This window comes from Ureibacillus sp. FSL W7-1570 (assembly GCF_038593265.1).
Classification (GTDB): Bacteria; Bacillota; Bacilli; order Bacillales_A; family Planococcaceae; genus Ureibacillus; species Ureibacillus suwonensis.
In genome coordinates this window covers 1,377,893-1,404,599 of record NZ_CP151979.1, presented here as the reverse complement: position 1 = coordinate 1,404,599, position 26,707 = coordinate 1,377,893, and the positions used below count along the sequence as shown (strand labels likewise).

Annotated in this window: 30 protein-coding genes; 23 read left to right on the top strand and 7 right to left on the bottom strand. The window is 42.5% G+C overall.

Annotation, left to right across the window (positions count from 1 at the left end; all coding sequences use genetic code 11):
• The first annotated feature begins 14 nt into the window (after positions 1 to 14).
• Together lipA and NST13_RS06995 are read left to right on the top strand one after the other, a co-directional pair.
• On the top strand, positions 15 to 914 hold the full coding sequence (gene lipA / locus NST13_RS07000; RefSeq protein ID WP_342468812.1) for a lipoyl synthase: 900 nt from the start codon (positions 15 to 17) through the stop codon (positions 912 to 914).
• A gap of 25 nt (positions 915 to 939) precedes the next feature.
• Positions 940 to 1,272, top strand: coding sequence for a YutD-like domain-containing protein (locus NST13_RS06995; protein ID WP_342581701.1), 333 nt, complete (start codon positions 940 to 942; stop codon positions 1,270 to 1,272).
• Positions 1,273 to 1,312: 40 nt separating this feature from the next.
• On the opposite strand, the gene NST13_RS06990 is transcribed toward NST13_RS06995, so the two are convergent.
• The gene (locus tag NST13_RS06990) at positions 1,313 to 1,579 is read right to left on the bottom strand and encodes a DUF3055 domain-containing protein (RefSeq protein ID WP_342468814.1); all 267 of its coding nucleotides are present in this window, start codon (positions 1,577 to 1,579) and stop codon (positions 1,313 to 1,315) included.
• Between the two features lie 87 nt (positions 1,580 to 1,666).
• On the opposite strand from NST13_RS06990, the gene NST13_RS06985 reads away from it, so the two are divergent.
• Together NST13_RS06985 and NST13_RS06980 are read left to right on the top strand one after the other, a co-directional pair.
• Positions 1,667 to 2,119 (top strand): DUF86 domain-containing protein, encoded by a 453-nt coding sequence (locus NST13_RS06985; RefSeq protein ID WP_342468815.1) that lies wholly within the window; start codon positions 1,667 to 1,669, stop codon positions 2,117 to 2,119.
• Entirely contained in the window at positions 2,116 to 2,880 is a 765-nt protein-coding gene (locus NST13_RS06980) for a TIGR01457 family HAD-type hydrolase (RefSeq protein WP_342581700.1), read from the top strand. Before NST13_RS06985 ends, NST13_RS06980 begins: the two co-directional genes overlap by 4 nt.
• A 50-nt stretch (positions 2,881 to 2,930) precedes the next feature.
• Here the strand turns inward: NST13_RS06980 and NST13_RS06975 are convergent, their stop codons facing one another.
• Positions 2,931 to 3,167, bottom strand: a complete 237-nt coding sequence (locus NST13_RS06975) for a YuzB family protein (RefSeq protein WP_342581699.1) — start codon at positions 3,165 to 3,167, stop codon at positions 2,931 to 2,933.
• A gap of 173 nt (positions 3,168 to 3,340) precedes the next feature.
• Between NST13_RS06975 and NST13_RS06970 the strand changes: the two genes are divergently transcribed.
• Positions 3,341 to 4,411, top strand: a complete 1,071-nt coding sequence (locus tag NST13_RS06970) for an NAD(P)/FAD-dependent oxidoreductase (protein ID WP_342581698.1) — start codon at positions 3,341 to 3,343, stop codon at positions 4,409 to 4,411.
• A gap of 59 nt (positions 4,412 to 4,470) precedes the next feature.
• Here the strand turns inward: NST13_RS06970 and NST13_RS06965 are convergent, their stop codons facing one another.
• The gene (locus NST13_RS06965) at positions 4,471 to 4,800 is read right to left on the bottom strand and encodes a YuzD family protein (RefSeq protein ID WP_342468819.1); all 330 of its coding nucleotides are present in this window, start codon (positions 4,798 to 4,800) and stop codon (positions 4,471 to 4,473) included.
• Positions 4,801 to 4,884: 84 nt separating this feature from the next.
• Here NST13_RS06965 and NST13_RS06960 point away from each other — a divergent pair, with 84 nt between their 5' ends.
• From NST13_RS06960 to NST13_RS06935, 6 genes are all read left to right on the top strand, one after another.
• On the top strand, positions 4,885 to 5,121 hold the full coding sequence (locus NST13_RS06960; protein ID WP_141602719.1) for a NifU family protein: 237 nt from the start codon (positions 4,885 to 4,887) through the stop codon (positions 5,119 to 5,121).
• 195 nt (positions 5,122 to 5,316) lie between these two features.
• Complete coding sequence (locus tag NST13_RS06955; protein ID WP_342468820.1) at positions 5,317 to 5,688, top strand: iron-sulfur cluster assembly accessory protein; 372 nt, start codon at positions 5,317 to 5,319, stop codon at positions 5,686 to 5,688.
• Positions 5,689 to 5,931: 243 nt separating this feature from the next.
• Positions 5,932 to 6,309 carry a PH domain-containing protein gene (locus NST13_RS06950; RefSeq protein WP_342468821.1) on the top strand — a complete coding sequence of 126 codons (378 nt, stop codon included), beginning with the start codon at positions 5,932 to 5,934 and terminating at the stop codon, positions 6,307 to 6,309.
• 144 nt (positions 6,310 to 6,453) lie between these two features.
• The gene (locus tag NST13_RS06945) at positions 6,454 to 6,951 is read left to right on the top strand and encodes an NUDIX hydrolase (protein ID WP_342468822.1); all 498 of its coding nucleotides are present in this window, start codon (positions 6,454 to 6,456) and stop codon (positions 6,949 to 6,951) included.
• 147 nt (positions 6,952 to 7,098) lie between these two features.
• Positions 7,099 to 8,898, top strand: a complete 1,800-nt coding sequence (locus tag NST13_RS06940; protein WP_342468823.1) for a carbon starvation protein A — start codon at positions 7,099 to 7,101, stop codon at positions 8,896 to 8,898.
• Positions 8,899 to 9,399: 501 nt separating this feature from the next.
• Positions 9,400 to 9,543, top strand: coding sequence for a hypothetical protein (locus tag NST13_RS06935; protein ID WP_172597779.1), 144 nt, complete (start codon positions 9,400 to 9,402; stop codon positions 9,541 to 9,543).
• Positions 9,544 to 9,651: 108 nt separating this feature from the next.
• Here the strand turns inward: NST13_RS06935 and NST13_RS06930 are convergent, their stop codons facing one another.
• Together NST13_RS06930 and NST13_RS06925 are read right to left on the bottom strand one after the other, a co-directional pair.
• Positions 9,652 to 9,951, bottom strand: coding sequence for an S-layer homology domain-containing protein (locus NST13_RS06930; RefSeq protein ID WP_342468825.1), 300 nt, complete (start codon positions 9,949 to 9,951; stop codon positions 9,652 to 9,654).
• Entirely contained in the window at positions 9,948 to 10,640 is a 693-nt protein-coding gene (locus tag NST13_RS06925; RefSeq protein ID WP_342581697.1) for a hypothetical protein, read from the bottom strand. The genes NST13_RS06930 and NST13_RS06925 overlap by 4 nt, the downstream gene beginning before the upstream one ends.
• A gap of 400 nt (positions 10,641 to 11,040) precedes the next feature.
• Between NST13_RS06925 and NST13_RS06920 the strand changes: the two genes are divergently transcribed.
• Positions 11,041 to 11,370, top strand: coding sequence for a YuiB family protein (locus tag NST13_RS06920; RefSeq protein WP_342468827.1), 330 nt, complete (start codon positions 11,041 to 11,043; stop codon positions 11,368 to 11,370).
• A 41-nt stretch (positions 11,371 to 11,411) separates the two neighbouring features.
• Here the strand turns inward: NST13_RS06920 and NST13_RS06915 are convergent, their stop codons facing one another.
• Positions 11,412 to 11,888 (bottom strand): divergent PAP2 family protein, encoded by a 477-nt coding sequence (locus NST13_RS06915; protein ID WP_342468828.1) that lies wholly within the window; start codon positions 11,886 to 11,888, stop codon positions 11,412 to 11,414.
• A 206-nt stretch (positions 11,889 to 12,094) separates the two neighbouring features.
• On the opposite strand from NST13_RS06915, the gene NST13_RS06910 reads away from it, so the two are divergent.
• The 11 genes from NST13_RS06910 (at position 12,095) to NST13_RS06860 (ending at position 24,549) form a co-directional block, all read left to right on the top strand.
• Complete coding sequence (locus tag NST13_RS06910; RefSeq protein WP_342581696.1) at positions 12,095 to 13,852, top strand: helix-turn-helix domain-containing protein; 1,758 nt, start codon at positions 12,095 to 12,097, stop codon at positions 13,850 to 13,852.
• Between the two features lie 199 nt (positions 13,853 to 14,051).
• Positions 14,052 to 14,909 carry a 3-hydroxyacyl-CoA dehydrogenase family protein gene (locus tag NST13_RS06905; protein WP_342468830.1) on the top strand — a complete coding sequence of 286 codons (858 nt, stop codon included), beginning with the start codon at positions 14,052 to 14,054 and terminating at the stop codon, positions 14,907 to 14,909.
• Entirely contained in the window at positions 14,893 to 15,708 is an 816-nt protein-coding gene (locus NST13_RS06900; protein ID WP_342468831.1) for an enoyl-CoA hydratase-related protein, read from the top strand. The genes NST13_RS06905 and NST13_RS06900 overlap by 17 nt, the downstream gene beginning before the upstream one ends.
• 5 nt (positions 15,709 to 15,713) lie before the next feature.
• A complete protein-coding gene (locus NST13_RS06895) occupies positions 15,714 to 16,892 on the top strand; it encodes an acetyl-CoA C-acetyltransferase (protein WP_342581695.1) in 1,179 nt (392 codons plus the stop codon).
• Between the two features lie 13 nt (positions 16,893 to 16,905).
• On the top strand, positions 16,906 to 18,468 hold the full coding sequence (locus NST13_RS06890; RefSeq protein WP_342468833.1) for an AMP-binding protein: 1,563 nt from the start codon (positions 16,906 to 16,908) through the stop codon (positions 18,466 to 18,468).
• A 13-nt stretch (positions 18,469 to 18,481) separates the two neighbouring features.
• Positions 18,482 to 18,907 (top strand): thioesterase family protein, encoded by a 426-nt coding sequence (locus tag NST13_RS06885; RefSeq protein WP_342468834.1) that lies wholly within the window; start codon positions 18,482 to 18,484, stop codon positions 18,905 to 18,907.
• The gene (locus tag NST13_RS06880; protein ID WP_342581694.1) at positions 18,900 to 20,555 is read left to right on the top strand and encodes an acyl-CoA dehydrogenase family protein; all 1,656 of its coding nucleotides are present in this window, start codon (positions 18,900 to 18,902) and stop codon (positions 20,553 to 20,555) included. The genes NST13_RS06885 and NST13_RS06880 overlap by 8 nt, the downstream gene beginning before the upstream one ends.
• Positions 20,556 to 20,640: 85 nt before the next feature.
• Positions 20,641 to 21,960 (top strand): MFS transporter, encoded by a 1,320-nt coding sequence (locus NST13_RS06875; protein ID WP_342468836.1) that lies wholly within the window; start codon positions 20,641 to 20,643, stop codon positions 21,958 to 21,960.
• A 127-nt stretch (positions 21,961 to 22,087) separates the two neighbouring features.
• Positions 22,088 to 23,593 (top strand): leucyl aminopeptidase, encoded by a 1,506-nt coding sequence (locus tag NST13_RS06870; RefSeq protein ID WP_342581693.1) that lies wholly within the window; start codon positions 22,088 to 22,090, stop codon positions 23,591 to 23,593.
• A 61-nt stretch (positions 23,594 to 23,654) separates the two neighbouring features.
• Positions 23,655 to 23,852 carry a hypothetical protein gene (locus NST13_RS06865; protein ID WP_342581692.1) on the top strand — a complete coding sequence of 66 codons (198 nt, stop codon included), beginning with the start codon at positions 23,655 to 23,657 and terminating at the stop codon, positions 23,850 to 23,852.
• Between the two features lie 130 nt (positions 23,853 to 23,982).
• Entirely contained in the window at positions 23,983 to 24,549 is a 567-nt protein-coding gene (locus NST13_RS06860; RefSeq protein WP_342468838.1) for a DUF5366 family protein, read from the top strand.
• Positions 24,550 to 24,707: 158 nt separating this feature from the next.
• Here NST13_RS06860 and NST13_RS06855 read toward each other — a convergent pair whose 3' ends face one another.
• Positions 24,708 to 26,561 (bottom strand): transglycosylase domain-containing protein, encoded by a 1,854-nt coding sequence (locus NST13_RS06855; protein ID WP_342581691.1) that lies wholly within the window; start codon positions 26,559 to 26,561, stop codon positions 24,708 to 24,710.
• Positions 26,562 to 26,707: the final 146 nt, after the last annotated feature.

Genomic DNA, 26,707 nt, shown 5'->3' with positions numbered 1-26,707 from the left:
GGGGCTGATACAAAGTGAGCGGAAAAGAAATTTTGAGAAAACCCGAATGGTTGAAAATAAAGCTTAATACGAATGAAGAATATAGAGATTTAAAAAAGTTGATGCGGGAAAAAAACTTGCATACCGTTTGTGAAGAAGCCCGCTGCCCCAACATTCATGAATGTTGGGGAGAAAGAAGGACGGCTACGATGATGATCCTGGGTTCTGTTTGCACCCGCGCCTGCCGATTCTGTGCGGTGAAGACGGGGCTTCCTACAGAGCTGGATTTGGAAGAGCCGGAACGTGTGGCTGATTCCGTGAAAATTATGAACTTAAAACACGTGGTGATTACAATGGTGGCCCGGGACGATCTGAAAGACGGCGGGGCCGGCATCATGGCCGAAACGATTCGTGCGATTCGCCGCAAATCGCCACAAACATCCATTGAAGTACTTCCTTCCGATTTAGGCGGAAAGGAAGAGAATTTGCAAATCCTTATGGAAGCAAGACCAGATATATTGAACCATAATATTGAAACAGTCAGAAGACTTACCCCACGGGTGCGTGCCCGCGCCACGTATGACCGTTCGCTGGAATTTTTGCGCAGAGCGAAAGAAATGCAACCGGATATCCCGACAAAATCTTCCTTAATGATCGGTCTCGGTGAAACGTGGGATGAAATTTTGGAAGTTATGGATGATTTGCGGGCGAACAATGTGGATATCATGACGATCGGCCAATATTTGCAGCCGACGAAAAAACATTTGCCTGTAAAAAAATACTATACGCCATTGGAATTCGGAAAGCTCCGAAAAATAGCCATGGAAAAAGGCTTCAAACATTGCGAAGCGGGTCCATTGGTTCGAAGCAGTTATCATGCGGATGAACAAGTGAATGAAGCAACGAAAACTCGACAACTCCAAGCCGAAATGTAAGCGTCTTGGAATTGGAGGTGTATGGATGATATTGGTCGATGGGATTGCTTATGAATTGATCGAGAATTATCGTGACGGATTCCAAGGGGAAGCCTTCGTGAACCGTTATACGGATGTATTGGCAAAGTACGATTATATTGTCGGCGATTGGGGATATGGCCAGTTAAGACTGAAGGGGTTTTTTGATGACCGCAATCAAAAATCCACTTATGACAATAAAATAAGCACTGTGCAAGATTATTTATTCGAGTATTGCAATTTTGGCTGTGCTTATTTCATTTTGAAGAAAATTGGCCGTGTGCCGCAAGAGAAGCATGTATCAGCTCCAAATGGACATTCTTACGATAAGCGATCATAAAACCAACAGGCCATCTCCAAATCGGGAGATGGCCTGTTTATTATGATAATAATTCCATTAAATATTCTCTCAAGTCTTCAGCTTCTTCTTCCGTTTTATTAAAAACATATTCCAAATAGCCGGGCTCTTCCAAATCGTCGGGTCCGATGATGGCAAAGCGGCTGGATTGCATATCCAAAACGAGCACTTTTCCATAGAATTTTGTGGATTGGACAATGGCCAAATCATAGCGCAAACTTCTGCCGGTAAAGCTGACGAACCGTGTTTTTGTATCTTCCACATCATCATATAAGAAAAAACGTTCCATCGCAGTTTTGTTCTCCTTCCAATACTACACAATATGTTACTATAGAAACGAGACATCAATCAACTTTTCGAATTGGAGGCATTTGTCATGTATTTCGTAGACCGAAAAAAAATCACAAGCACATTAAAATATTTGGATGAAATCATCTCCATTTTTGAACAAAAGCAGGACTGGCTAAAAGATGATATAACAAAATTGGCGTTGGAGCGCATCGCCCATAATGCCATCGAATCGGTTATCGATGTCGGAAACTTGATGATCGACGGATTTATCATGAGAGATCCGGGAAGCTATGATGATATCATTGACATTTTAATCGATGAGAAAGTGATCGCCGCAGAGAAAGAAAAACCGTTCAAAGAGTTGATCAGTTTGCGCAAAAACCTCGTCCGTGAATTTATACAAGTGGATATTGAGAAAGTGTACGAGGTATTGAAAAATACAGTGCCGTATTTAAAAACTTTTTCAGGGGAAGTCACTCAATATTTGGAAAATGAACTGGGACCCGTTTCGGCATTCTTACCGGAGGATCATGAATGAAACGGTATCGGGCTTTCTGTTTTGATTTGGATGGCACCATTTACCGTGGCAAGAAAGCCATCCCGAGTGCGGTAGATTTTATTCATCAATTACAAAAAAAGCGGTTGGACGTCTTTTTTGTAACGAATAACTCTTCGAAAACGCCGTCCCAAATTAAAGAAACGCTCCGGCAATTCGGGGTGGATGCTTCAGAAAAACAAATCTATTCAAGCGCCTTAGTGACCGCCAAATATGTGAGGGAACATTTCGGGAAGGCGAAAGTGTTTGTCATTGGACAGGATGGCATCCGCCATGCCTTCAAGCAGCAGAATATTGCGGTGGTGGAAGAGCAACCCGATGTGGTGGTGATGGGCATTGACCGGGAAATTACTTATGACAAGCTGACCAAGGCTTGTCTTGCGGTACAAAATGGAGCCGCATTAATTGGGACAAATGAGGATATCCGGTTTCCGACGGAGGAAGGATTCCACCCGGGAAACGGATCGTTTGTCAAGCTTGTCAGCCAAGTGTGCAATGTGGAGCCGGTTTTTATGGGGAAGCCGTCGCCGGTGATGCTCGACATGATCCGGCAGGAATACGGGTATGCGAAAGAAGAGATGCTGATGATTGGAGACAATTACGATACGGATATTTTATGCGGAATCCGTTTCGGTTGTGATACCGTCCATGTCAATACCGGGGTTGTGAGAACGGAGACCGTGAAAGAAAAAGAGCTGCAACCGACTTATGTTGTAGACGATTTAAGCGGTTTGGAGATTTAGAAAAACATAAAGGGGCTGTCCATTTTCAAAACAGCCCCCCATTTATTGCATTAAAAAAGCGGATTTTCTTCAATATGTTGATATATTTTTTTGGTCAATTCTTCAGGTGCATCAGCTTCGACTATATCTCCATTCACGAGCGCATACAATTTTTCGGCGCATCGTGAACAATAACTTAAGCAACCATATTCAAGCACATCGATATTCGGATCGTTTTCCAAAACATCATAAGTTTCTTGCGATCCCATGGCCAAGTTGGAAATGCAAAATTCAACCAGCGGATTCACTTCTGTTCACCTCACTCAAAGAAATCCTACTCTGAATTTTCTTATTCGTCAATAAAATCAGATTTTGTGAAATCATTCACAAAAAATATTGTGAAACTCCTCACAATGTTATATACTATTGGTTGTGTAGAAAATGTGAACTTTTTGGACAAAATAAATTAGGGGAGTTTTCTATGAAAAGACTTGTTTTATTGGGCGGCGGTTATGGAAATATGCGCATTTTGTTGCGTTTATTGCCTAACCAATTTCCAGAGGATACAATGATCATTTTAGTGGACCGTAACCCGTTCCATAGTTTGAAAACCGAGTTTTACGCACTTGCAGCAGGAACAACAACGGATAAAAAAGTGCGTGTGAATTTCCCGGAGCATGAACGATTGGAAAAAGTGTATGGAGAAGTTACTAAAATCGATCGCAAAGAGAAAAAGGTCTATTTGGAAGACGGCAGAGAAATACCGTATGATGATTTAGTCATTGGGCTTGGATGTGAGGACGATTATCACGGTGTACCAGGTGCGGAGGAAAACACATTAAGCATCCAAACAATTGCAAACTCTCGCAAAACCTTTGAAATGTTATGCGGACTCCCTCCCGGTTCGGTGGTGGCCATTGTAGGAGCAGGTTTGAGCGGAATCGAAATTGCAAGCGAATTGAGGGAGAGCCGTTCCGATTTGCAAATCAAATTGTTTGACCGTTCAAAACGCATTTTGCGCGATTTTCCTGAAAAATTGAGCAAATATGTAAAAGAGTGGTTTGAAGATAATAATGTGGAAATCATTCCGGAATCGAATATCACCAAAGTGGAACCTGGAAAATTGTACAATCACGATGAAGTGATTGAAGCGGATGCGATTGTTTGGACAGCTGGTGTGCGCCCAGTGAAAATTGTCCGGGAAATGGATGCTCAAAAAGACAAAAAAGGCCGTCCACTTGTCAACCAATATTTCCAATTGGTTGATGATGAACATGTCTATGTTGTCGGAGATTGTGCATCATCCGATTTGCCTGCGAGTGCGCAGCTGGCGGAAGAACAAGCTGAACGGGTTTCCCATGTGTTGAAATTGCGATGGAAAGGCGAAAAATTGCCGGAAAAAATGCCGGAAATCAAATTAAAAGGTTTTATGGGTTCATTAGGGAAAAAACAAGGGTTTGTATATATTGCCGATAAAACAATGACCGGCAGAATCGCCCGCCTATTGAAGTCTGGTTTGCTTTGGATGTATAAACGTCAAAACGATAACTGATTGCAAAAATTCGCAAGTACTTAAGGGTGCTTGCGAATTTTTGGCTGTTTGGATGCCGGTTATTCAGCGGGTACGAAACCCAATTTTTCAAGTGCCTTGAATACAGGCTTTATTTGGATATATCCTTCCCCGACCACTTCATCATTAATGAGGACAAGGGGATAAAAAAATTCATCATTATGAATGCGCTCAGCGTATTCCTGATCCCGTTTGTCCGTCAATGGCTGATTGATGTCAATGTAGCGGATTTTAAAAGGCTGATCCGGAAATTTACGGCTGATGGCGGCTTCCAACCATTCATAAGTATCTTTGGAAGAAGGGGCATTGACGCAGCTGGCGCAAATTTGGTCTGCGCCGTAAACTTCTATTATAGGTATTTGATTCTTCATTTTATAACCCCTTTCAGAGCGATTTATAATGGATTTTTTCTCTTGTTCACATTATAATGATTTTAATGAAAGGAGTCGAGAAAGATGACAAATGCTGAACAATTTGAACAAGTAAAAGAAGTTTTAGATAAATTGCGCCCGTTCTTACTTCGTGATGGAGGCGACTGCGAGCTCATCGATGTGGAAGACGGCGTAGTAAAATTGCGTTTGCTGGGTGCATGCGGTTCATGCCCAAGCTCCACAATCACGTTAAAAGCCGGCATCGAACGCGCATTATTGGAAGAAGTGCCCGGCATTGTAGAAGTAGAACAAGTTTTCTAATTGAAAAATCAGATTCCTTAATTGATAACGGTGTACCCGCTCGTTTGCAGGGGTACGCCGTTTTGTCTTTTTGTTTATTGAAATGGATTGCATAGTAAGGATCTGATAAGGAATTATATTAATTAATATGAAAGCAGTTTGTTTGTCATAAAAAGGATTTCACTGTTATTATATTGTTTAAGGAAGGTGATTCGGATGACTGCGGAAAAAAGAGTAATTGAATTGACTGAAGCAGCTGCCTATCGCATCAAAGAGATGGCAAAGCATAACGAAGAGGAAGGTGCTTATTTGCGCCTGGCTATCCATGGCGGAGGATGCAGCGGTCTTACGTATGGCATGAATTTTGATCAGAATATCAATGAAGACGATTATACCGATGAACAACATGGCATTAAAATTTTGGTTTCACAGCAGGATGCACCCATTTTGATGGGCACAAAAATCGATTATAAACAATCTTTGATGGGCGGAGGATTCACGATCGACAATCCGAACGCCATCGCTTCCTGCGGCTGCGGTTCATCTTTCAGAACGGCGAAAGTGGCCGGCACGCCGGAAGAATGTTAAAGAAAGATTGCATGGTTGCGGCAATACAGCATGTACACAAAAGAATATAACCACCCTGATTTGGGCAGAAAGGGTAAGAGATTTTGGCCTCTTTGATTTGTATGTTACGGACTGCAAATTAAAGAGGTTTTTTGTTGCGGTTTTATGACTGCCGTATAATTCCAACGTAGGGCTTACCTTACTTTAAATAAATGAAGGAATCCGTTATATACTAAAATAAACTGAATTGAAGAGGTGGAATGTATGGGTTTGTTTGACGGATTAATGGGCAATGCGTCGGAAGTGGATGTTGAGAAAATCAATGAAGAATTAAAGGAAATCTTGACATCATCGGAAAAAGTGGAGCATGCATATAAAGTGATCAGGGACATGTTTGTTTTTACAAATAAACGGTTGATCCTCATCGATAAACAGGGAATGACGGGAAAGAAAGTGGAGTACCATTCCATACCTTATAAAAGTATCGTGCATTTTTCAGTGGAAAATGCGGGAACTTTTGATTTGGATGCGGAATTGAAAATATGGTTATCCGGAAGGGAACTGCCGATTGAAAAAACTTTTAATCGAACGGCAAATATTTATAATGTTCAACGGGTTTTGGCGGAGTATGTACTGAAATAAAGGTTGGTTCTTGAAAAGGCTGTCTCCAATGGCGGCCTTCTTTTATTGTTTTTCATACTTTGGGGAATCGGTTCATCACTTCAATATGTTCAAAAACTTTTGGAAATTGTAATATAGTGGGTAGTAGACAAAGGGGGATTACATATGAAAAAAAATCGGGGAAATGTATGGTTAGGAGCTGGGGCGGTCGTCGTCAACTCCGAAGGGAAATGGCTTGTGGTAAAAAAGAAGTATAGCGGATTAAAAGGCGTTTGGTCCATTCCTGCAGGCTTTGTCCAAATCGGTGAAACGGCCGATGAAGCGGCTCTCAGAGAAGTGAAAGAAGAGACTGGGATCGACTGCATTGTCACCGGAATGGTCGGATTCCGCACCGGGGTCATCCGCGGGGAAGTAAGCGACAATATGGCCATTTTTGCCTGCAAGCCCATCAATGATAATCAGCCGATCCGCATCCAGGAAGAAGAATTATTCGAAGCGAAATGGCTTTCGGTGAACGAATTATTGACTTGCGGAGAATCTTCCGTCATGTTGCAAAGCATGGCAAGCGATTCATTGATCCACTATCAACTTTCCAAGAATGATGGCATTAATCCGGGCGATTGGTTTCAATATACGTCCTATCGGGTGTTTTTTAATAAATAAATATATTTGGGAAAATGAAAACATACAATCATAAAAAAGTGATACAAGGGGGAATCAAAAAGGAAAAACGTAGGGGTTTGTAAATAGGAATTTTTCAGGGGATTCACGCTAAAAAAAAATTTAATCACAAGGTGATGGGGGAAATTTATGAATGGGCTTTCCATTGTCATCGGCGCCATTTGTGTGCTTGTCATCGGCTACCGTTTATACGGGTATTTCTTTACAAAAAAAGTGTTGTTGATCAATGATAAAAAGCCGACACCCGCCCATGAATTAAACGACGGAAAAGATTACGTGCCAACGAACAAATGGGTGGCTTTCGGGCATCACTTTGCGGCGATTGCCGCAGCCGGCCCGCTGGTGGGTCCTGTGCTTGCCGCCCAATTCGGTTATCTGCCTGGGCTGTTATGGCTATTAATTGGAGCGGTTATTGGCGGCGCTGTGCATGATGCGGTGGTGTTATTCGCTTCAATGCGGAAAAAAGGGAAATCGCTTTCAGAGGTGATGAAGGAAGAGCTCGGGCCAGTGGCAGGATTTTGTACAGGTCTTGCCATGTTATTCATTATTACCATCACGATGGCCGGCCTTTCCATGGTTGTTTTAGGTGCGTTGGAACGGAATCCATGGGGAACTTTCGCGGTGGCCATTACAATTCCGATTGCCATGCTGGTCGGAATCGCCTATAAGAAAACAGGAAATTTGATTGCCACATCTGCCATCGGATTTATTTTATTGGTGATCGGCGTTTTTGTGGGTCCATATATCCAAGGAACGGTTCTTGGGGAATGGCTGACATTGGATCGCCAAACTTTGGCCATTATTTTACCGATTTATGCGTTTTTTGCTGCAGCGTTGCCGGTTTGGTTTTTGCTTGCGCCAAGGGATTATTTGTCCAGCTTCATGAAAATTGGAGTGTTCATAGCGCTGATTATCGGAGTATTTTTCGTGAATCCTGTCATTCAATTCCCGGTGGTGACTGAGTTTATTCATGGCGGTGGGCCAATCATTGCCGGTCCGGTATGGCCTTTCGTATCCATTACCATTGCTTGTGGAGCCATTTCCGGTTTCCATGCATTTATCGGATCCGGAACGACACCGAAGATGTTGGATAAATGGGAAGATATCCGGGTTGTGGGATTTGGTGCGATGCTGGTGGAAAGTTTGGTGGGGGTCATGGCGCTCGTTGCCGCCACTTCCTTGCATCCTGCTGATTATTTCGCCATCAATGCAGCACCGGCCGTATTTGCCACATTAGGGATGGAAGTTGTCAACCTGCCGCAATTGTCCCAAGCGATTGGCATCGACTTGGAAGGAAGAACAGGCGGTGCAGTGTCCCTTGCCGTAGGGATGACGCAAATCTTTACGGGTGTTCCATGGTTTACGCATTTGAGCGGCTATTTCTATCAATTTGTCATTATGTTTGAAGCGGTGTTCATCTTGACTGCCATTGATGCAGGTACCCGTGTTGCCCGCTACTTGATTCAAGATTTCTTGGGTGACGCGATCAAACCATTAAAACGCACGGACTGGTGGCCGGGTACAATCTTTGCGAGTGCATTGGCTTGCTTCATGTGGGGGTATTTGTTGTACACCGGAGAAATTGGTCCGATCTGGACGCTCTTCGGTGTCTCCAATCAGTTGATGGCTTCCATCGGGCTGGTGCTCGGCGCAACGGTCATCTTAAAAATTGCAACGAAGCGAATTTATGTATTAACTTGCATCATTCCTCTGGTATACCTTTATATTTCAGTCAATGTTGCCGGGATCTGGATGATTAAAAACGTGTACTGGAATTCCGCTTCAGCAGGCTATTCCGTATTGAATGGAGTATTGTCCGTCATCATGTTGATCTTAGGTGTTGTCATCGTTATTACAGCCTTGAAATCATGGGTGAAGTTATGGAACAGTCCGAGATTTGTGAAAGGAAAAGCCATAGGGGCAGTATAAAAAATGAAAGGAAGCTGGGACAACACCCTCTTCCAATGAGAAAAGGAGAATTTGAGCTGGCTCAAATTCTCCTTTTTTAGTGCGCCTGGCATGGGTGTAATCTATAGGGTGTAAGTCCCGAACTGTGAAGGCAGAAGTAACAGTTAGCTTAACGCAAGGGTGTCCGTGGTGACGCGGAATCTGAAGGAAGCGAGCGGCAAACTTCCGGTCTGAGGAACACGAACTTCATATAAGGCTAGGTATCATTGGATGAGTTTGCTAAACAAAACAAAGTCCTTTCTGCCAAAGGTGGTACAGAGTAAATGAAGCAGATAGATGGAAGGAAAGATTACATTCTTACCCGGGGAGGTCTGGCGGATATGTGAAGTACGCTTCATAACCTACTTAGTGATAAGTAGCTGAACCGTCAGAAGTCAGCAGAGGTCATAGTATTAGTTGGTTTAGAACTACTAAGAAGGACCGAACAATTAAGAGAGAATAGCCCTTGGCATTCAGTGAGTCATGATGAACACAGAAAACGTAGTACCTCACTTGAGGAAGGAAGCGGTGAATCCCGTGGGAGACCTCTTGGAGGGTGGAGTGACCACTGGCATAAAGAGAACAGCTATTCACGGAAGTTATAAAGACTTGCGTCAATCATCTTAATTGAACCGCCGTATACGGAACCGTACGTACGGTGGTGTGAGAGGACGGGAGTTAATCGCTCCCTCCTACTCGATTCTTGAAGTTCGTTATGCACTAGCCTTGTTTTGACTATCGATTTCCATCCAATAATATATCATGTGTTCGGACGGCTTCTTCCACTTCTCCAAATGACCAATGATTTTTCGGTACATCCACAAATGTCGGAGTTTCCACATTCGTCAATGGTCCGCGTTTGAAAAGCAGGTTTATGATTTTCACCGTTTGGGCCCGTGTCAATTCCTGGTTCGGCTTGAACGTAAGGTCTTCATAACCGGTCATAATGCCGGCAGCTTTGGCAAAGTTGATCGCCTCAAATGCCCAGTGCTTGCTTGTTACATCTTTGAAACCGGCTTCTTGACTGACATTCAATTTTCCGCAGTAATCACATAGTTATGAATTGGATTGTCGATATGGCCATCGGCGAGATCATCGGCAGTTACCTTTGTTATCCAAGATGAATATGAAAAATACAAATTTCCTATGGAATCAAATGCAATATCTGAAACAGAATACGGCATTGTTCCTATTTCATGCACCTTTGGGCTTGTAACGGGAATTGGAAAGTCATTGAAATCCTTTTTCGAAATGGTATATAACTTTTTTAAAACATAGTCTCCAAAATAGAAATCGCCCGTTATTGGATGGAAAGCAAGTCCATACAGAAACACTCCTCCTGTAATGACTTCCGTGGAAATTTCGGCAGGATTTCCAATCCCTTCACTAAAATCAGTACTGGAAATTTTATAAATTTTATCAATCGGATAACCTATGTAAGCAAATGTGTAATAAAAATTGCCCTCCGAATCAAAATCCAAAGAATATGGTTCGCCATTATTAAAATTTATTACATCCGTTATGGTTCCATCATCAGAAATTTTACTGATTTTACTGTCGACGAAATTTGCAACATAGATGTATCCATCATGATAGGACAATCCAGAAGCATTTGTATTGGCCGAGGTAAATGCAAATGTTTGTTGGGCACCTATGGGCAAAATCATTGCGAAAATGGCCATTGCAATCAAAAATATCCTTCGCATCCTGAGTTTCACTTTCATACTAAATTCCTCCTGCTATTGGTATTTTCTTAATTATATTATAGGATTAAGGTTCTATAGAAATGTTTTTTTGATAGGATAAAATTCCCTTTTAAAAAGAAAACAGCCTATGAAATTTTGTAAAATTTCATGGCTGTACGAATTTGAAACAAGTAAAATGTCCCGGCTTCTCACTTATAAGTTAGTAAATATTTTTATAATCTTTGCTCCTGCGGTCGTCACATCAAATGTTACCCTGCCGCAATTCATCTGCGGCGAAAGCGTGTGCGACAGCCGAAAAGGGAACGCCTCAAAAATGACTTTTCAGACGCTCCTTTTCTCATTTTTGTTTCCATTTTTCCATTTGAAAGGACAACCCAATTAGGTTAAACTAATGGAAGGAAAATGGAGGTAAACATATATGGGTGGCTCAGTTTCGATTGTACAATTAATCATCTCTGTCGTATTATTTTTTGTCATGTTTTTTGGAATCGGTTTCTTATTGAACATGTTACTTCGCATGACGTGGCTGATGACGATCATCTATCCGGTTGTCGTTATCTTTATCATTGATGAAGTCAGCTTTTTGGATTATATATTTAAACCGGGTCATGCATGGCCGGCTTTATGGGATAAAATTTTATCTCTTCAGGTTGTGGATATTGCCATTCTATCTGGAGGATTTGCCGGAACCATCGTCGCCGGCATCGTCATGATTATTTTAAGGAAAAGCGGATATCGAATGTTTTAAAAGGATCTATCCAAAAGTGCCAACTTTTGGATAGATCCTTTTTATTGGATGAAAGTATAAAAAATGACGGAAATAATGATGCCGGTAAGTGCGCCGGATAATACTTCATTCGGTTTATGGCCCAACAAAGTTTTCAGTTCTTCCTGTTTTTCATTTTCATCTTTTTCCGTCCAATGTTTCATTTCATGAAAAAATGTTGTCAGTTCTTGCCGGATTTTATTCAACATGGCTGCATGCTGCCCTGCCTGATAACGGACACCGCTCGCGTCATACATGACGATTCCGGCGAACAAGGCGGCAACGGCAAAAACCGGTGAGTCAAAACCTGTTTCGTAACCAACGGCTGTAGCGAGACTCGTCACAGCGGCGGAATGGGAGCTGGGCATGCCGCCGGTGGAAGTGAGCAGCGACCAGTTGATTTCTTTTGTAAATAAAAAATGGATGGGTACTTTAATGAATTGCGCGAAAAAAATTGAGAACAGCGCCAGGAGTAATGGAGCATTATGAAAAATGGCCAAATTGCAAAAACCCTTTCTTTATTGTCTTACAAACAGTATAGCATAATGCTTATTCAAACATTTAAGTATATGCATGAAAAAGATTAGTGTGAATGGAAAGATTGATGTTTCAAGTGGTGTTCGGACGATTTTATTATTGGATATCGGTTTTGGATTTGTCATATTATGTATATAAATAAATAATCAATAAAGGGCTGTGGAAGAGGATGAAGGAAGAAAAAAAAGAAAAAATCGTTAAAATTCTGGAAAAAAAGCTGAAATCCACTTCAAGACAACTTGTTCAATTTGATTCGGAAGATGAAACGCTGCAATATATAACAAATGCTTTCAGAGAAAAACTGTCAGCGGACTTTGTCGGGATTGTTTTCAAAACGGGAGAACAGTTGATTGTGAAAGCATGGAGCGGGACAAAAAGTTCGATTGCCGGCCATTTTCCATTACCTGTGGACCAGTGTTCCCCCAATTTATTTTTGTCCAGTTTAACCCATGAGCAATTGAGTCTGGAAAAAAATTGCGAGTTTACGAGACTGCTTCACAAGGAGAAGGTCCAAACTTGGTTTACTTTCCCGCTGAAAAATGAATTGAATCTTTTTGGATTTTGTATCATTGGTTATTTGCAAAGAGTCATTTTATATGAAGAAATGGAAAGTGTATTTGACGATTTTGGAAAGGATTTAGCCATTGCTGTATTGTTTCAAAGGGAAAAACAACATAAACAAAAGCTTCAGAGTTTATTAATTTATCAGCAAGCGATGGTGAAAGAAACGATTCACGGCAATTCGATCGATGAAATCACCACGATGTTGAGTCAGACATTGGAGAAATCTGTCCTGTTGCTCGACCGGTTTTTGAGACCGATTTCGTATAAACTGTTACCTGACAAAGAAGGTTTATTGGATGAATACCTTGAGCTCGCCACCTATGAAATTGTTCAAAAAAGAACATCCAAAGCATGGATTCCCCATCCGGCCTTGGAAAAAACGTTGTTAATTTGGACCATTGATGTGGGTGGGGATTTATTTGGTTATTTGGTGTTGGATGCCACCAATATCAAAATGGATGATTATGTCCGTTTGGCCATTGACGTCGCCCGCAATATTTATTCCATTCAATTTATGAAACAAAAAATCATTCTTGATGCGAAAGAACAGGTCAAAGACAGTTTTATCAACAAATTATTGTCCAATCCAATTGACGAGATTGAAAATATCTTCCAATATGCCAATCTTTTTCATTGGGATATCAATCGTCCCCATTTTGTCGCCATCCTGTCATTAACCATCCAAGATCATCACCTGGATTTACTGGAACAGGAGTCGTACAAATCCGCCATATTGGAAAAAATCAAATTGAATCTATCAAACTATTATCCGGAAGTAATCGCCGTAAATAAAGAAGGCGATTTGATTCTAATTTCACCGGTTTCATCGATGGCTCATTCAATAAAATTATATTGGAATAAAATGTATGAAAATTTAAAAAAATGGGTGAGAAGCGATTGGAACAATGTTCAAGTCTTATTGGCCATCGGGGGAGTAACAGAGAAGATTGAAGATTATTCGGTTTCTTACATGCAAGCAAAAAAATGTCTGAATGTAGTGAAGTCGCGTTTTAAGGAAATGGGATTCGCCTTATTTGATGATTTGGGGGCCTATACTTTATTGCATGAAATCGATGGCCGGATGGTTGCCATCTTTGTTCAGGATCACATCGGTCCGTTATTGAATAGTGAAGGAAAAAACATGGATTTATTGAAAACCCTTCAAGTATATTTGTCGCATAATGGGAATATGACCGAAACGGCAAAAGAATTGTATATTCATCGAAGCACATTGCAATACCGCCTGGAAAAAATTGAGGATCTCTTACAAGTGGATTTGGATAATGCGGAACACCGATTTAATTTGAATATGGCGATTAAATTGTATGATTTATTCGGGAACGAATTGAAGCAGAACCTGTGAAGCCATTTCCACCCGCTCTTTGAACCATTGGGCAAAGGGCGGGTTTTTTTGTTCCGTATTTTATGAATCTTTCAGGCATTCTCCGCAAAAATGATGAAAATTCGTTGTATTCTTCCTACATTGTATAGGTACAGAAGAGATTAGAATTTTTATATATTTTAATCACAGAAAATTTTTAAAATTGAAAGGAGTATCACATATGGCGATAAAGACAGTTGGAGTGGTGGGAGCAGGAACGATGGGAAGCGGAATCGCCAACTTGATCGCAAGCAGCGGATTCCAGGTTTTCCTTCACGATGTAGATACAAAATTTTTGGAAAATGGGTTGGCGCGCATTGAGAAATTTATGAACAAAAGCGTTGAAAAAGGAAAAATCACGGAAAGCGAAAAAGCGGAAGTCATTGAACGGATCCATACAACGACGAATTTGGAAGATTTGCAAGAGGTCGATTTTGTCATCGAAGCCGTTGTTGAAGATTTGGACGTGAAAAAGGAAGTCTTTACAAAACTGGATCAAATTCTGCCGGAAGACGTCATCATTGCAACAAACACGTCCTCGATGTCCATTACGGTGCTTGCGGAAACAACAAAACGTCCGGAGAAAGTGGCCGGAATGCACTTTTTCAACCCGGCACAAATCATGAAGCTTGTGGAAGTTGTACGGGGATTAAAAACAAGTGATGAAACCGTTTCCAAAATCCAAGCTTTTGCAAGAGAATTGGGGAAAGAACCGATTGAAGTCAAAAAAGATGTGCCAGGATTTATTGTAAATCGCATTATGATTCCGCAGTTTATTGAAGCGATTCGGCTGCTCGAAGAAGGTGTCGCCACGGCGGAAGATATCGACAAAGCGGTTACCCTTGGCTTGAATTATCCGATGGGCCCATTTACATTGCAGGATTATGCGGGCGTGGATATCGGTTATTACGTAATGGAATATATGAAAAATGAACTGAATGATAATCGTTATGCACCTCCATTATTGCTGAAACAACTGGTGAGAGCAGGCAGATTAGGTAAAAAGACGGGAGCTGGTTTTTATGACTACAACAAATAAAACTGTTCAGGACTTGACGGCAAAGTATGAATTTTTGCTTTGTGAAATTGAGAATAAGGTTGCAATTGTAACCATTCACCGTCCACCTGTCAATCCCCTTAATACAGCTGTTTTTAAAGAACTTACCCAATTGATGACAGAGCTTGAAAACCGGGAAGACGTCCAAGTAATCGTCCTTACGGGAAGCGGTGAAAAGGCTTTCGTTGCCGGAGCGGACATCCGCGAAATGTTGGAATTGGAAGCCGTTGATATGCTGGAGATGAATCAAACTTCAAGAAAAGCTTTTTCAACGATTGAGAATTTAGCGAAGCCTGTCATTGCCGCCATCAACGGACTTGCCCTTGGAGGCGGATTGGAATTGGCATTGGCTTGCGATTTGCGGATTGCTTCAGAAAAGGCCAAATTCGCCTTTCCGGAAATCAATTTGGGCATTATCCCTGGTGGAGGCGGAACGCAAAGATTGCAACGGATTGTCGGACAAGGAATTGCGAAAGAATTGCTGTACTTTGGTGAAATGATTACGGCGGAACAAGCGCTTCAATGGCACATTGTGAACCGGGTGGTACCGGCGGAAAATCTTTTGTCAGAAGCCTGCGAATGGGCAAAGAAACTGGCCGAGAAACCGAGTGTAGCTTTAAGAATGTTGAAATTGGCGGTGAATTCCGGTTCCAATGTGGATTTGGAGTCCGGGCTTACAATTGAAATGACTTGCTTTGGCAATGCCTTTGCAACAGAGGATCGAAAAGAAGGAATGCAAGCATTTGTAGAAAAAAGAAAGCCGAATTTTACAGGGAGATGATTTTTGTGAAACAAGATATTGTCCTGTTGGAAGGTGCGCGTACCGCTTTGGCTGAATTTTGCGGTTCATTCCGGGAGGTTTCAGCGACGGATTTGGGGGCTTATGCCTCTATTGAAGCGATCAAAAGAGCAAAAATAACACCCGATGAAATTGATCATGTCGTATTCGGAAACGTTCAGCAATCAAGTAAAGATGCCCATTTTTTGGCCCGGCATGTCGGGTTGAAAGCGCAAGTGCCGATCGAAGTGCCGGCTGTTACCGTCAATCGATTATGCGGCACCGGCATCGAAGTGTTGTTGACTGCTGCCCGGTTCATTCAAACGGGGGAAGCGGAAGTGGTGCTGGCAGGCGGAGCGGAAAACATGAGCCAAGTTCCCCATGTCATCAGAGGAATGCGGTGGGGGACCAAATTAGGTTCACCGGTGATTGAAGATTGGTTGTGGGATGGACTTTATGACACGTATGGTCAATGTTCAATGGCCATCACGGCGGAGAATTTGGCGAAAAAATACGAAATCACGAGGGAACAAGTGGATTTGCATGCGCTTACAAGCCATGAAAGAGCCCTTTCCGCAATGGAAAAAGGATATTTTGAGAAAGAAATTGTTCCGGTGGAAATCAAGAAGAAAAAAGGGACGGTCATCATCGACAAAGATGAACATCCAAGAAAAACAAGTCTGGAAGAGCTGGGCAAATTGCCTCCAAGATTTTTGGAAGGAGGTGTAGTTACACCAGGCAATGCCAGTGGAATGAATGATGCGGGAGCCGCTGTGATCCTTGCTTCTTCGGAATATGCCGAAAAAAGAGGGTTGCAACCGATTGCGAGATTAGTATCGTGGGATGTTGTCGGTGTAGAGCCGAAGTATATGGGAATCGGGCCGGTACCTGCCATTCAAAATGCATTGAAAAAAGCGGGGCTGCAGCTGAAAGATCTGGATTTGATCGAAATTAATGAAGCCTTTTCAGCCCAATATTTGGCGTGTCAGAAGGAACTCGGATTTGACCCGGAAATCGGCAATGTAAATGGCGGTGCAGTTGCATTGGGACATCCATTGGCGGTTTCAGGGGTGAGAATATCGCTGACTTTGATTTACGAGTTGGCCAGAAGAGGAAAAAAATACGGTGCTTCTGCCGTTTGCATTGGTGGTGGACAGGGAATTGCGGCAATATGGGAGAGATTATAAAGGGGGATGAAGAATGACAGTTACTGTGTTTGGACTTCTTGAAAGGGCATCTCAAAATTATCCGGATAAAGAAGCGATCTTTGATGGAGCGAATCGCATCACGTATAAGCGATTAATGGAAGAAACTCAAAGTATAGCGGCCGCTTTGTCGCAAAAGGGTTATCAAAAAGGGGACCGGGTCATCGTTTCCCTTCCCAATTGGTATGAAGCCGTAGCCATCTATTTTGCGTTGGCGCAATTGGGCGTCATCTTGATTCCTTGCAACACAAGATACAGCAAAGAGGAGCTTGTCTACATTCTCGAAAATTCCGGCGCAAAAGGAATGTTTGTCGGAAAAGATTTCCAATATTTTGAGGACTTTAAAAATTATTTGCAATCAAGTGATTCTTCTTTGGAAGATATTTTCGCAGTGCGCTCGGAAATGTCTGAATTTTCTGGTTATCGGGATTTATTGGAGAAAGGCAAAGGCATTTCCGCATCTCCTGCACCAATCGATCCGGCAGATGATGTTTTTACAATCCTGTATACGTCCGGAACGACCGGCAAACCAAAAGGGGCTATGTTGACCCATGAAAATGTCATATATTCCGCCGAATTATCCGCCGATATGTTGAAATGTACAAAAGACGATGTATATCTCATTCCGGTGCCTATTTTCCATGTGTTCGGTTTGGTGCCGGGCATCCTGTCGGTGGTCAGCAAAGGTTCAAAGATGGTGTTTTTGGAAGAGTATAAAGCCATCGAAGCGTTAAAACGGATCGAGAGCGAAAAGGTGACGGTCCATCATGGAGTGCCGACAATGTTCATATTGGAACTGAACCATCCGGATTTTCAAAAGTTTGACTTGTCATCGTTAAGAACAGGAATCATCGCGGCTGCTCCATGTCCGGAAGAAATCGTCCGGAGAATTCGGACCGAAATGGGTTGTGACATTCAAGTTTCCTATGGACTTACAGAAACCTCCGCTCCGGTGACATTCACAAGCTTTGATGATGATGATTATTTGAAATCAACGACGGTAGGAAAATTTTTGCCGGGCTATGAAGGGAAAATTGTTGACGTACAAAGACAAAAAGTGGGAATCGGTGAAATTGGAGAAATCGCCGTCAAAGGAAAAGGTGTGATGAAAGGGTATTACAAGATGCCGGAATACACGCAGGCGGCATTTGACGAGGAAGGCTATTTTTATACGGGTGATTCCGGAACGATGGATGAACATGGTTATATCCGCATCGTTGGACGCAAGAAAGAACTGATTATCAGAGGCGGATATAATATTTACCCACGGGAGATTGAAGAACATTTCTATAAACATCCAAGTGTGCTGGAAGTGGCGATTATCGGTTTGCCTGACACGGTTTTAGGGGAAATCAGCTGCGCCGTGATTAAATTGAAACCGGGCCATGTGGAAGATGAACAATCGATGAAGGATTACATCAAAGACAAAGTGGCGGATTTCAAGGTGCCTGACCGTTTTGTTTTCGTTGATAAGCTGCCGATTACCGCCAGCGGAAAAATTATCAAACATGAACTGAAAAATATCATTACCGAGAAATTGAAAGCGACACTTCGTTAAGGGGATGTGCCAAATGCATAAGTATGAATTTAAAGTGCGCTGGGGGGACACGGATGCGGCAGGAATCGTTTTTACCCCCAACTTCTATAAGTGGATGGATGAAGCCACGCATGAATATCTTGCGGAACTTATAAAGCCGTCCAGCAGACTTTTTCAGGAAGATAAGCGGGCTTTGCCCATCCTTGAAGCCTTTTGCCAGTTCAAAAAACCGCTGCGATTTGAAGAACATGTGGTGATTGAAACGACCGTATTGGAAATCCATAATAAAACCTTCAAATTAAAACATGTGTTCAAAAGAGGAGACGAAATTGTAGCCCATGGTTATATGATCCGCGCATGGACGTCCTTTTCCGATACGCCAAAAGCGGAGCCGATCCCGAAAGAAGTGGTTGAAAAGCTGACATTGTCTCTTGAAAGAGAGGTTGTGGTACATGAATAGTTCAACGAAAAGTTTGCTGTCCTTTTTAAACAAAACGAGCCGTCCAGCTGATGTGTTTACAGTGGAAGAATTTACGGATGAACATCTCATGCTGAAAGAGACGGTAGAGAAATTTGTTGATCGGGAAGTATTTCCCGTACTCCATATGATTGAACAGAAACAATTTGATGAAACAAAGAGACTGATGTTGAAGGCGGGAGAACTTGGCCTCATTGCGGCTGATATTGCGGAAGAATACGGAGGATTGGAACTTGGCAAGGTGAGCGCGGCGATTATTGCCGAAGGGATGGCAAAGGCAAGATCGTTCAACATTACGTTCAGCGGCCAGACAGGAATAGGGGCGTTGCCGATTGCCCTGTTCGGGACACCGGAGCAAAAATCCCGTTATTTGCCTAAATTGCTTACAGGAGAGCATATCGCAGCCTATGCTTTGACGGAACCATCCGCCGGAACGGATGCATTGGGCATTAAAACATCTGCCACTTTATCTCCATGCGGCCGTTATTATATTTTGAATGGCGAAAAGCAATGGATTACGAATTCAGGATTTGCGGACATTTTTATCGTCTATGCAAAAGTGGACCATCAGCATTTCACCGCTTTTATTGTGGAAGCGGCCAGCGAAGGGCTGTCCACGGGTCCAGAGGAAAATAAAATGGGGTTGGACGGTTCATCCACCCGTTCGGTTATTTTGGATCAAGTCCATGTGCCGGTGGAAAATGTCATTGGTGAAATCGGCCGCGGACATATCATTGCATTCAATGTATTGAATTTCGGAAGACATAAAATTGCTTTGAGTTCGCTGGGCACGGCCAAACGGGCAATCGAATTGGCGATCGAATATGGAAATGTCCGTCAACAATTCAAGCAACCATTAACGAGTTTTCCTTTGATCAGAGAAAAGATTGCGGATATGGTTGCAGAGTCCATTGCGGTGGAAAGCGTTGTATACCGGACGGCCGGGGAAATGGAAGAATCCTTTTCAGAACCCTATGATTCCATTGCCAAATTGGTAGGGAAATTTGCAGTCCATTGTTCCATCAATAAGGTGATGGCGACCGAAGCGGCGGGAAAAATTGTGGATGAAGCATTGCAAATCCATGGCGGCTATGGGTATATGCGGGAATATGAAATCGAACAATTGTATCGGGATGTCCGAATCAATCGCATCTTTGAAGGCACGAATGAAATCAATCGCATCTTGATTGCCAACCACATAATGAAAGCGTACGAACCGGTTGTGGAAGAAGAGCATGTGAGCGGTCCATTGGAGAAGGAATATCAAAAATTGAATCTTGCAAGGGTTATATTGAAAGAGTTGATTGAAAGCGCCCGCAAAAACAATTTGACAGATATGAATAAAGAACAGGAGCTGGCAGCTGCCATTGCGGATATGGCGATTGGGTTATACGCCATGGACAGTTTGTTGGCGAGAGCCCGAAAAACAAGCGGAGATCAAAAGATTGAAATCGCTGCAAAAGTTTACGTTCATAAAACATTGCAACAATTTATGAATCTGGCACTATATTTGAAGAATTATGCAGGGATTGGTGTGGAGGCCATTCAGAAAGCGCATCAGGCCATCATTGAAAGCGCTGACAATTTGATTGGCTTAAAGCGTCAATTAGCAGAAATCGTTATTTCATAGCGATTTCTGTCTGTTCTTTATTTCTTTATTTATTCAATATACTCATTTTACTCTATTATCACAGTGTAAACAGGGGGATTGTAATTTGAAAGAACTTCAAATGATTGAAAAGACGACTGTTAAGAAGACGATGACTCGGATTTTGCCGTTTATTTTGCTTTTGTATATTGTTGCCCATTTGGACCGGGTGAATTTAAGCTATGCGGCTTTGGAAATGAACGCCGACTTGGCGCTGACTTCGGAAGTGTTTGGATTATTGTCGGGAATCTTCTTTATTGGCTATTTTATGTTTGAGATCCCGAGCAATATGATCATGAGCAAAATGGGGGCCAGACTATGGATTGCCCGCATTATGATCACTTGGGGAATCATTGTCATATTGACGGGATTTGTCCAAAATGCTGCCCACTTATATATTTTGCGCTTTATTTTAGGTATCGCGGAAGCGGGTTTTTTCCCGGGAGCCGTACTGTATTTGACATACTGGTTCCGTAAAAAAGAGCGTGGACGGGCAACGGCGATCTTGCTGTTGGCTTTGCCTATTGCGGGATTAATCGGCGCTCCCGTTTCGACATGGATCATTGATCATGTGTATTGGCTGGAGATGGCCGGTTGGCGATGGATGTTTATTTTGGAAGGGCTTCCGGCATTACTTCTCGGAATCGTGGTGCTGTTCTATTTGGTGAACCGGCCAAGTGAAGCCAAATGGCTGTCCCAGGAGGAAAAGGAATGGCTGGAATCAGAACTTCAAATGGAAAGAACGGAAAGCAATCACATCAATAAAAAATATGTTGGGGAAATGTTGAAAGATGCAACAGTTTGGAAATTGGCATTAATTTACTTTTCAAATTACACTTGCATGTTCGGATTGTCTTTTTGGTTGCCAACGATTCTGAAAAATTTATCCGCAGAGGGGACAACCAATGTATCCATTGGGTTGTTATCGATGATTCCTTCCTTCATGGGGATATTGGCCATTTTATTTGGCGGATGGAATTCCGACCGTACCGGAAAATATAAGGAACATCTTGTCGCCTCCTTCATAATTGCCTTTATCGGCTTTGCCTGTGCAAGTTTTATGAGCTCCCCGGGCTGGATGTTGGTTTGCTTGACCGTTGCTTCGTTCGGTCTGTATATATTTGCCGGATGCTTCTTTGCTTATGAAACCCACTTTTTCACAGAACGAACTGCACCAGTCGGCATCGCATTAGTCAATTCAATTGCGGCCCTTGGAGGTTTCTTGGGACCTTATATTTTAGGGGTGCTGAATGTAAAAAGCGGCATGCTTTTCCTGGTGGTACTGGGCATCGTTGGTACCGGATTGCTGATTACTTTAAAACAAAAAACTTCTGAAACCTTTATTTTTGAAGAAGAAAAATCATTGGAGAGTGTAGGGAAAAGTTGATATCAAATTCTTGTGATATGTTGCCACTTCCTTTTACAAAAATTAGGTTATACTAGTAAAAGGAAGTGGCTTTTTTATTTGAATTCCTTTAGAAAAGGATAGAACATGAACTCGGAGGTTCTTCAATATGATTTGTAAAGAGAAAAAAACATTTGATGAAATTACAACGGAATTATTAATTGTAGGTGTTCAAAAAAATTGTGATCATATCAAGGGATGGAAAGATTTCGTATCCTTTTACGGAGAGCAGGTGGAAAAATGGATCCGTTCCGGCGATATCGAAACGGAACGCAAAAAGTTGACGAGAATTCCGTATGTGGGATCCAATCAACATCTGCAACGGGTTTTGTTTGTCGGATTAGGGGATACGAAAACGTTGACGAGAAATGAATTGCGGGAAACTTTTGGACTGGTGGGGAAAAAACTTCGTGAGATGAAAGCGGACAACTTTACCCTTTGGTTGGAATCCTTTACCGCCGCCCCGATCAGTGAGAAGGATATTGCGTTTTTATTTGCGGAAGGAAGCGGCATGGGATTTTATCAAGTGCCTCATTATAAAACAACATGCAACGCTCCGGATGTTTATCTTGATGAAGTGCATTTTGTGACAAAAGAGGATTTTGAAGAAATTGCTGAAAGCTGCAAATTGGGCTACATTTATGCGGAAGCGGTGAATGAAGCAAGAACGTTGGTGAATTTGCCTCCGAATATTTTGAGGGCCACAGACTTGGCGGATTATGCGGTGAATTTGGCGCACCAATATGGCTTTGAAGTGGAAATTTTGAATAAAGCGCAATTGGAAGAGCTGGGAATGGGCGGCATCTTGGCGGTCAATAAGGGATCAACCAATGAACCCCGGATGATTACTTTAAAATATAAAGGAATGGAACAGTGGAAAAACGTCATCGGTTTGGTTGGAAAAGGGGTCACTTATGATACAGGCGGCTATTCCATCAAATCCAAAACCGGCATGGTCGGCATGAAAGGCGATATGGGCGGAGCTGCCGCTGTTCTTGGCGCCATGAAAATCATCGGTGAAACGAAGCCGAAAAAGAATGTGGTGGCCGTCATCGGGGCAACGGACAATATGATTTCAGGAGACGCGTTCAAGCCCGATGATGTGATTACCACTTATAGCGGAAAAACGGTGGAAATTAAAAATGCCGATGCGGAAGGCCGTCTCGTTTTGGCGGATGCGGTCACTTACGCCAAACAACATGGTGCGGATTACTTGATTGATGTGGCCACGTTGACCGGCGGAGTCATTACCGCTTTAGGCTACGATAAAACAGGTGCATTGACGAATCATGAAGGCTTTTTCGACAAGTTTATGGAAGCGAGCATCAAAACTGGTGAATTTGTTTGGGGCATGCCGTTGACGGAAAGGGATAAAAAACGCATCCGCGAGTCGCAATTGGCCGATTTGAACAATTCTCCGGGAAGCGATGGCCATATGATTTTTGCCGGCGGGTTTGTCGGGGAATTTGTAGATAATACGCCATGGATCCATTTGGATATTGCAGGAACATCCGATGCATCCAAGCCTTACGAATTGGGGCCAAAGGGCGGCACGGGCGTAATGGTTCGCACCCTTGCTGCATTTGTTGAAGATTTCGCATTTAAAATGGATTAGGCGATTAACATAAGTGAACCTCCTTTTCCCACATATGTTACTAGAGAAAAGGAGGTTTACTATGTCGAATTTCCGATATCACCATCGTCCAGTACCATATAACCGGGGTGGATTCAATTTTTTTAGCTATCCTTTTCTTGGCGGATTTTTAGGGGGATTATTAGGGAACGTGATTTATCCTCAAGGATATTATTATCCACCATATTATCCATATTATCCAATCTATCCTCCATTTTATCCACCATATGGCCGTTACTGATGGAGTGCGGACTTCCGCACTCTTTTTTCTTTTATTTACTTGATAGATCGGGATTTTTTCTTTTATTTACTTGATAGATCGGGAAATTTTGCTATGATAAGTTAGGAAAAATACAATTAACGGGGCAAATATGATGAAAAATCCGTACTTATATAGTTATTTACCATTATTCTCTATTCTGCTTTATAGTCTCTCATTCGGCATTTTTACGGTAGGCAAGTTGATCGGCCTTTTCCAATCCATCGGCTTATATGCCGGCATGCTGGAATTTTTCACCGATATGGAAATCCGGATGTTGTTGCTGTTCGTTTCATTCCTTTGTTTCTTCATGATGTTTTCAGCATTGAAATTGGTTGGGGAAACGATTCATGAGATCGCGATGCTATTGTTTTCGAACGATTCGGAAGGCCATTCTGTAAAGGGGGCAAGAGGGGGATATGTCATCTTCTTTTTCGGTGGCCTCTTGAGCACCGTTGCCATCCAATCCTATCTTGCATTGCTGATCATTTTTGCATTATCGCTATTTTGTTCTTTTGTCTATACAGTATATAAAATGAGCCAATATACTTCTTTGGCCGGCATGATTGGCCTCATCGTATTTGAAATTGTTTTTTGGGCGGTTTTTCTTGCGGCAGTCCTCTTTGTATGTCTAAAACTGTACAATGGGATTTTGGCGAGCTTGCCTTTTGCAAATTAGATTGGTACGGGCTGTCTTCAATGGGGCAGCCTTTTTTAGTTGCATAGATATCATTCCAAAGAAAATGGTTCAGTGCGGTTCATTCGAAAGTCAAACTTTCCAATTAATATTCTGACCGGCATAATCAAAAAAGAGCGGGAAAGAAACTCGCTCTTTTTTCATTGGTTCATAATGCGGTTGAAGATTTTGAAATGGATTTGCGCCTTTTCAAGCTGTTGCATCGATTTTGGCTGGTCATATCCGAGCCAGACGGCAGCGGTGTATTCGTTCGATAAGCCGGCCAGCCAAAAGTCCCGATAGTCATTGGTTGTTCCTGTTTTCGCACCAATATACGATGAATTTGCAAAAATTCCCTTTCCCGTTCCGCTTCTGACCACTTCGCCCAAAAGCGTCCGCATATATTGGACCGTTTGTTCAGACCATATTTGTTTCCGTTCCGTTGGCCATTGATACAATATATTTCCATCCTGATCGGTCACTTTCCGTATGGCATGGGCTCTTGTGTAACTTCCGTCAATAAAACTTGTATACGCATCGGCCATCTCCAGGGCGGTTACCCCGTATGTGAGCCCTCCCAATGCGGCTGAATAATTTTTATCCTTTTCCTCAATGGACTCGAAACGGAATTGGTTCAAGTATTGAAAAGCCGTGTCGATTCCCACCTTGGTGAACAGCCTCAAAGCGGCTGTGTTTAAGCTGTATTTAAAGGCGGTCGCAATCGTCACATTGCCGTAGACTGCGCCCCCGTAGTTTTGCGGGCAGAAATTGCCGATGCAAATGTTTCCTCCACTTACTATGGATGAAGGGGAATAGTTTGCCGTTTCAAAAAGCGGCGCATATACGATTAATGGTTTAAAGGATGAACCCGGCTGTCTCGGTGCTTGATAAGCCCGATGGAAGTCGAATTTTTTATAATCCTTCCCACCATAAATACTTACAATTTCACGATTGCTATTATCAATGACGACAGCGCTTGCTTGCAAGTTGTTTTGGACCGACAAAAAAGAGTCGATGGCTTTCTCATCCCCGTCCTGCTTTTGAGGATTCAAAGCCGTATGTATAATGATGCCGGAATGAAGCAGTTCATTGATTCTTTCATCCAATTCCTTCTGGACCACTTTTTTTGCGTCCGGGGTAGCTTTCCGCAATCTGTCCGCATATCCTTCATTTTCCGCAATCAATTCTTTCAGTTCATGCAAGACGTAAGTGCTGTAAGCGGGGAACTTCTGGGTTTTCCTCTTGATATTCAGTCGAATCGGTTCGTTTTTATATGTATTCGCTTCATCGGCCGTGATGATATTTTCTTTGGCCAGCAAGTCAATCAATCGCTCTTGCCGCGCTTTTGTATTCCCGAAATTGGTCACCGGATCATAAAGGGATGGATTGTTCGGAATGGCCGAAATGAATGCAATTTCCGCCACGGACAAATCCTGCAAAGGCTTATTGAAATAGTACGTTGCCGCACCGCCGATTCCATACACTTGATTGGCAAAATACATTTCATTTAAATACATTTCTAAAATTTTGTCTTTGTCATACATCTTTTCTAATTCATAGGCATAAAAGATTTCCATTAATTTTCGTTCATAGGTTTTCTCTTCTGATAAATAAAGCGACCGGACAAGCTGCTGGGTAATGGTGCTGCCCCCTTGCCGGATGGAATTTTGTCCCGCATTGGCGATAACCGCCCTCATGATGGCGCTGAAGTCGAAGCCGATGTGCTGATAAAAATCCCGATCCTCGCTTAATATAAACAGTTGTTTGACGATTTCAGGCATCTCATTTAATGGAGTAGGGACCCTCCATTCGACGTAATCCTCATTAAAAAGACTTCCATTTCGGTCCAACATTCTAACGGGAAGCTGGGTTTGGGTTTCAGGAAGTTGGACTTGTTCTTCGATTTGCTGTTGTTGGGTTTTTGCCTGGTCCACTTCTTCCCATATTTTCTCCCCCAACAGATAGAGGAGAGGGAAGAAAGCGATAATGATAAGATAACCAAAAAATTGCTTCACGATGATTCCTCCTCGGCTCCTACAAGAAAGGATACCATAATTTCCAACAGAACAGTTCCGCTTTATTGCATGACACAAAAGTATTTCTCTTTGGGAAATTGTTAAAATAATAAGAGATGAAAGGGAAAATGCCAAATTAGCAGAAA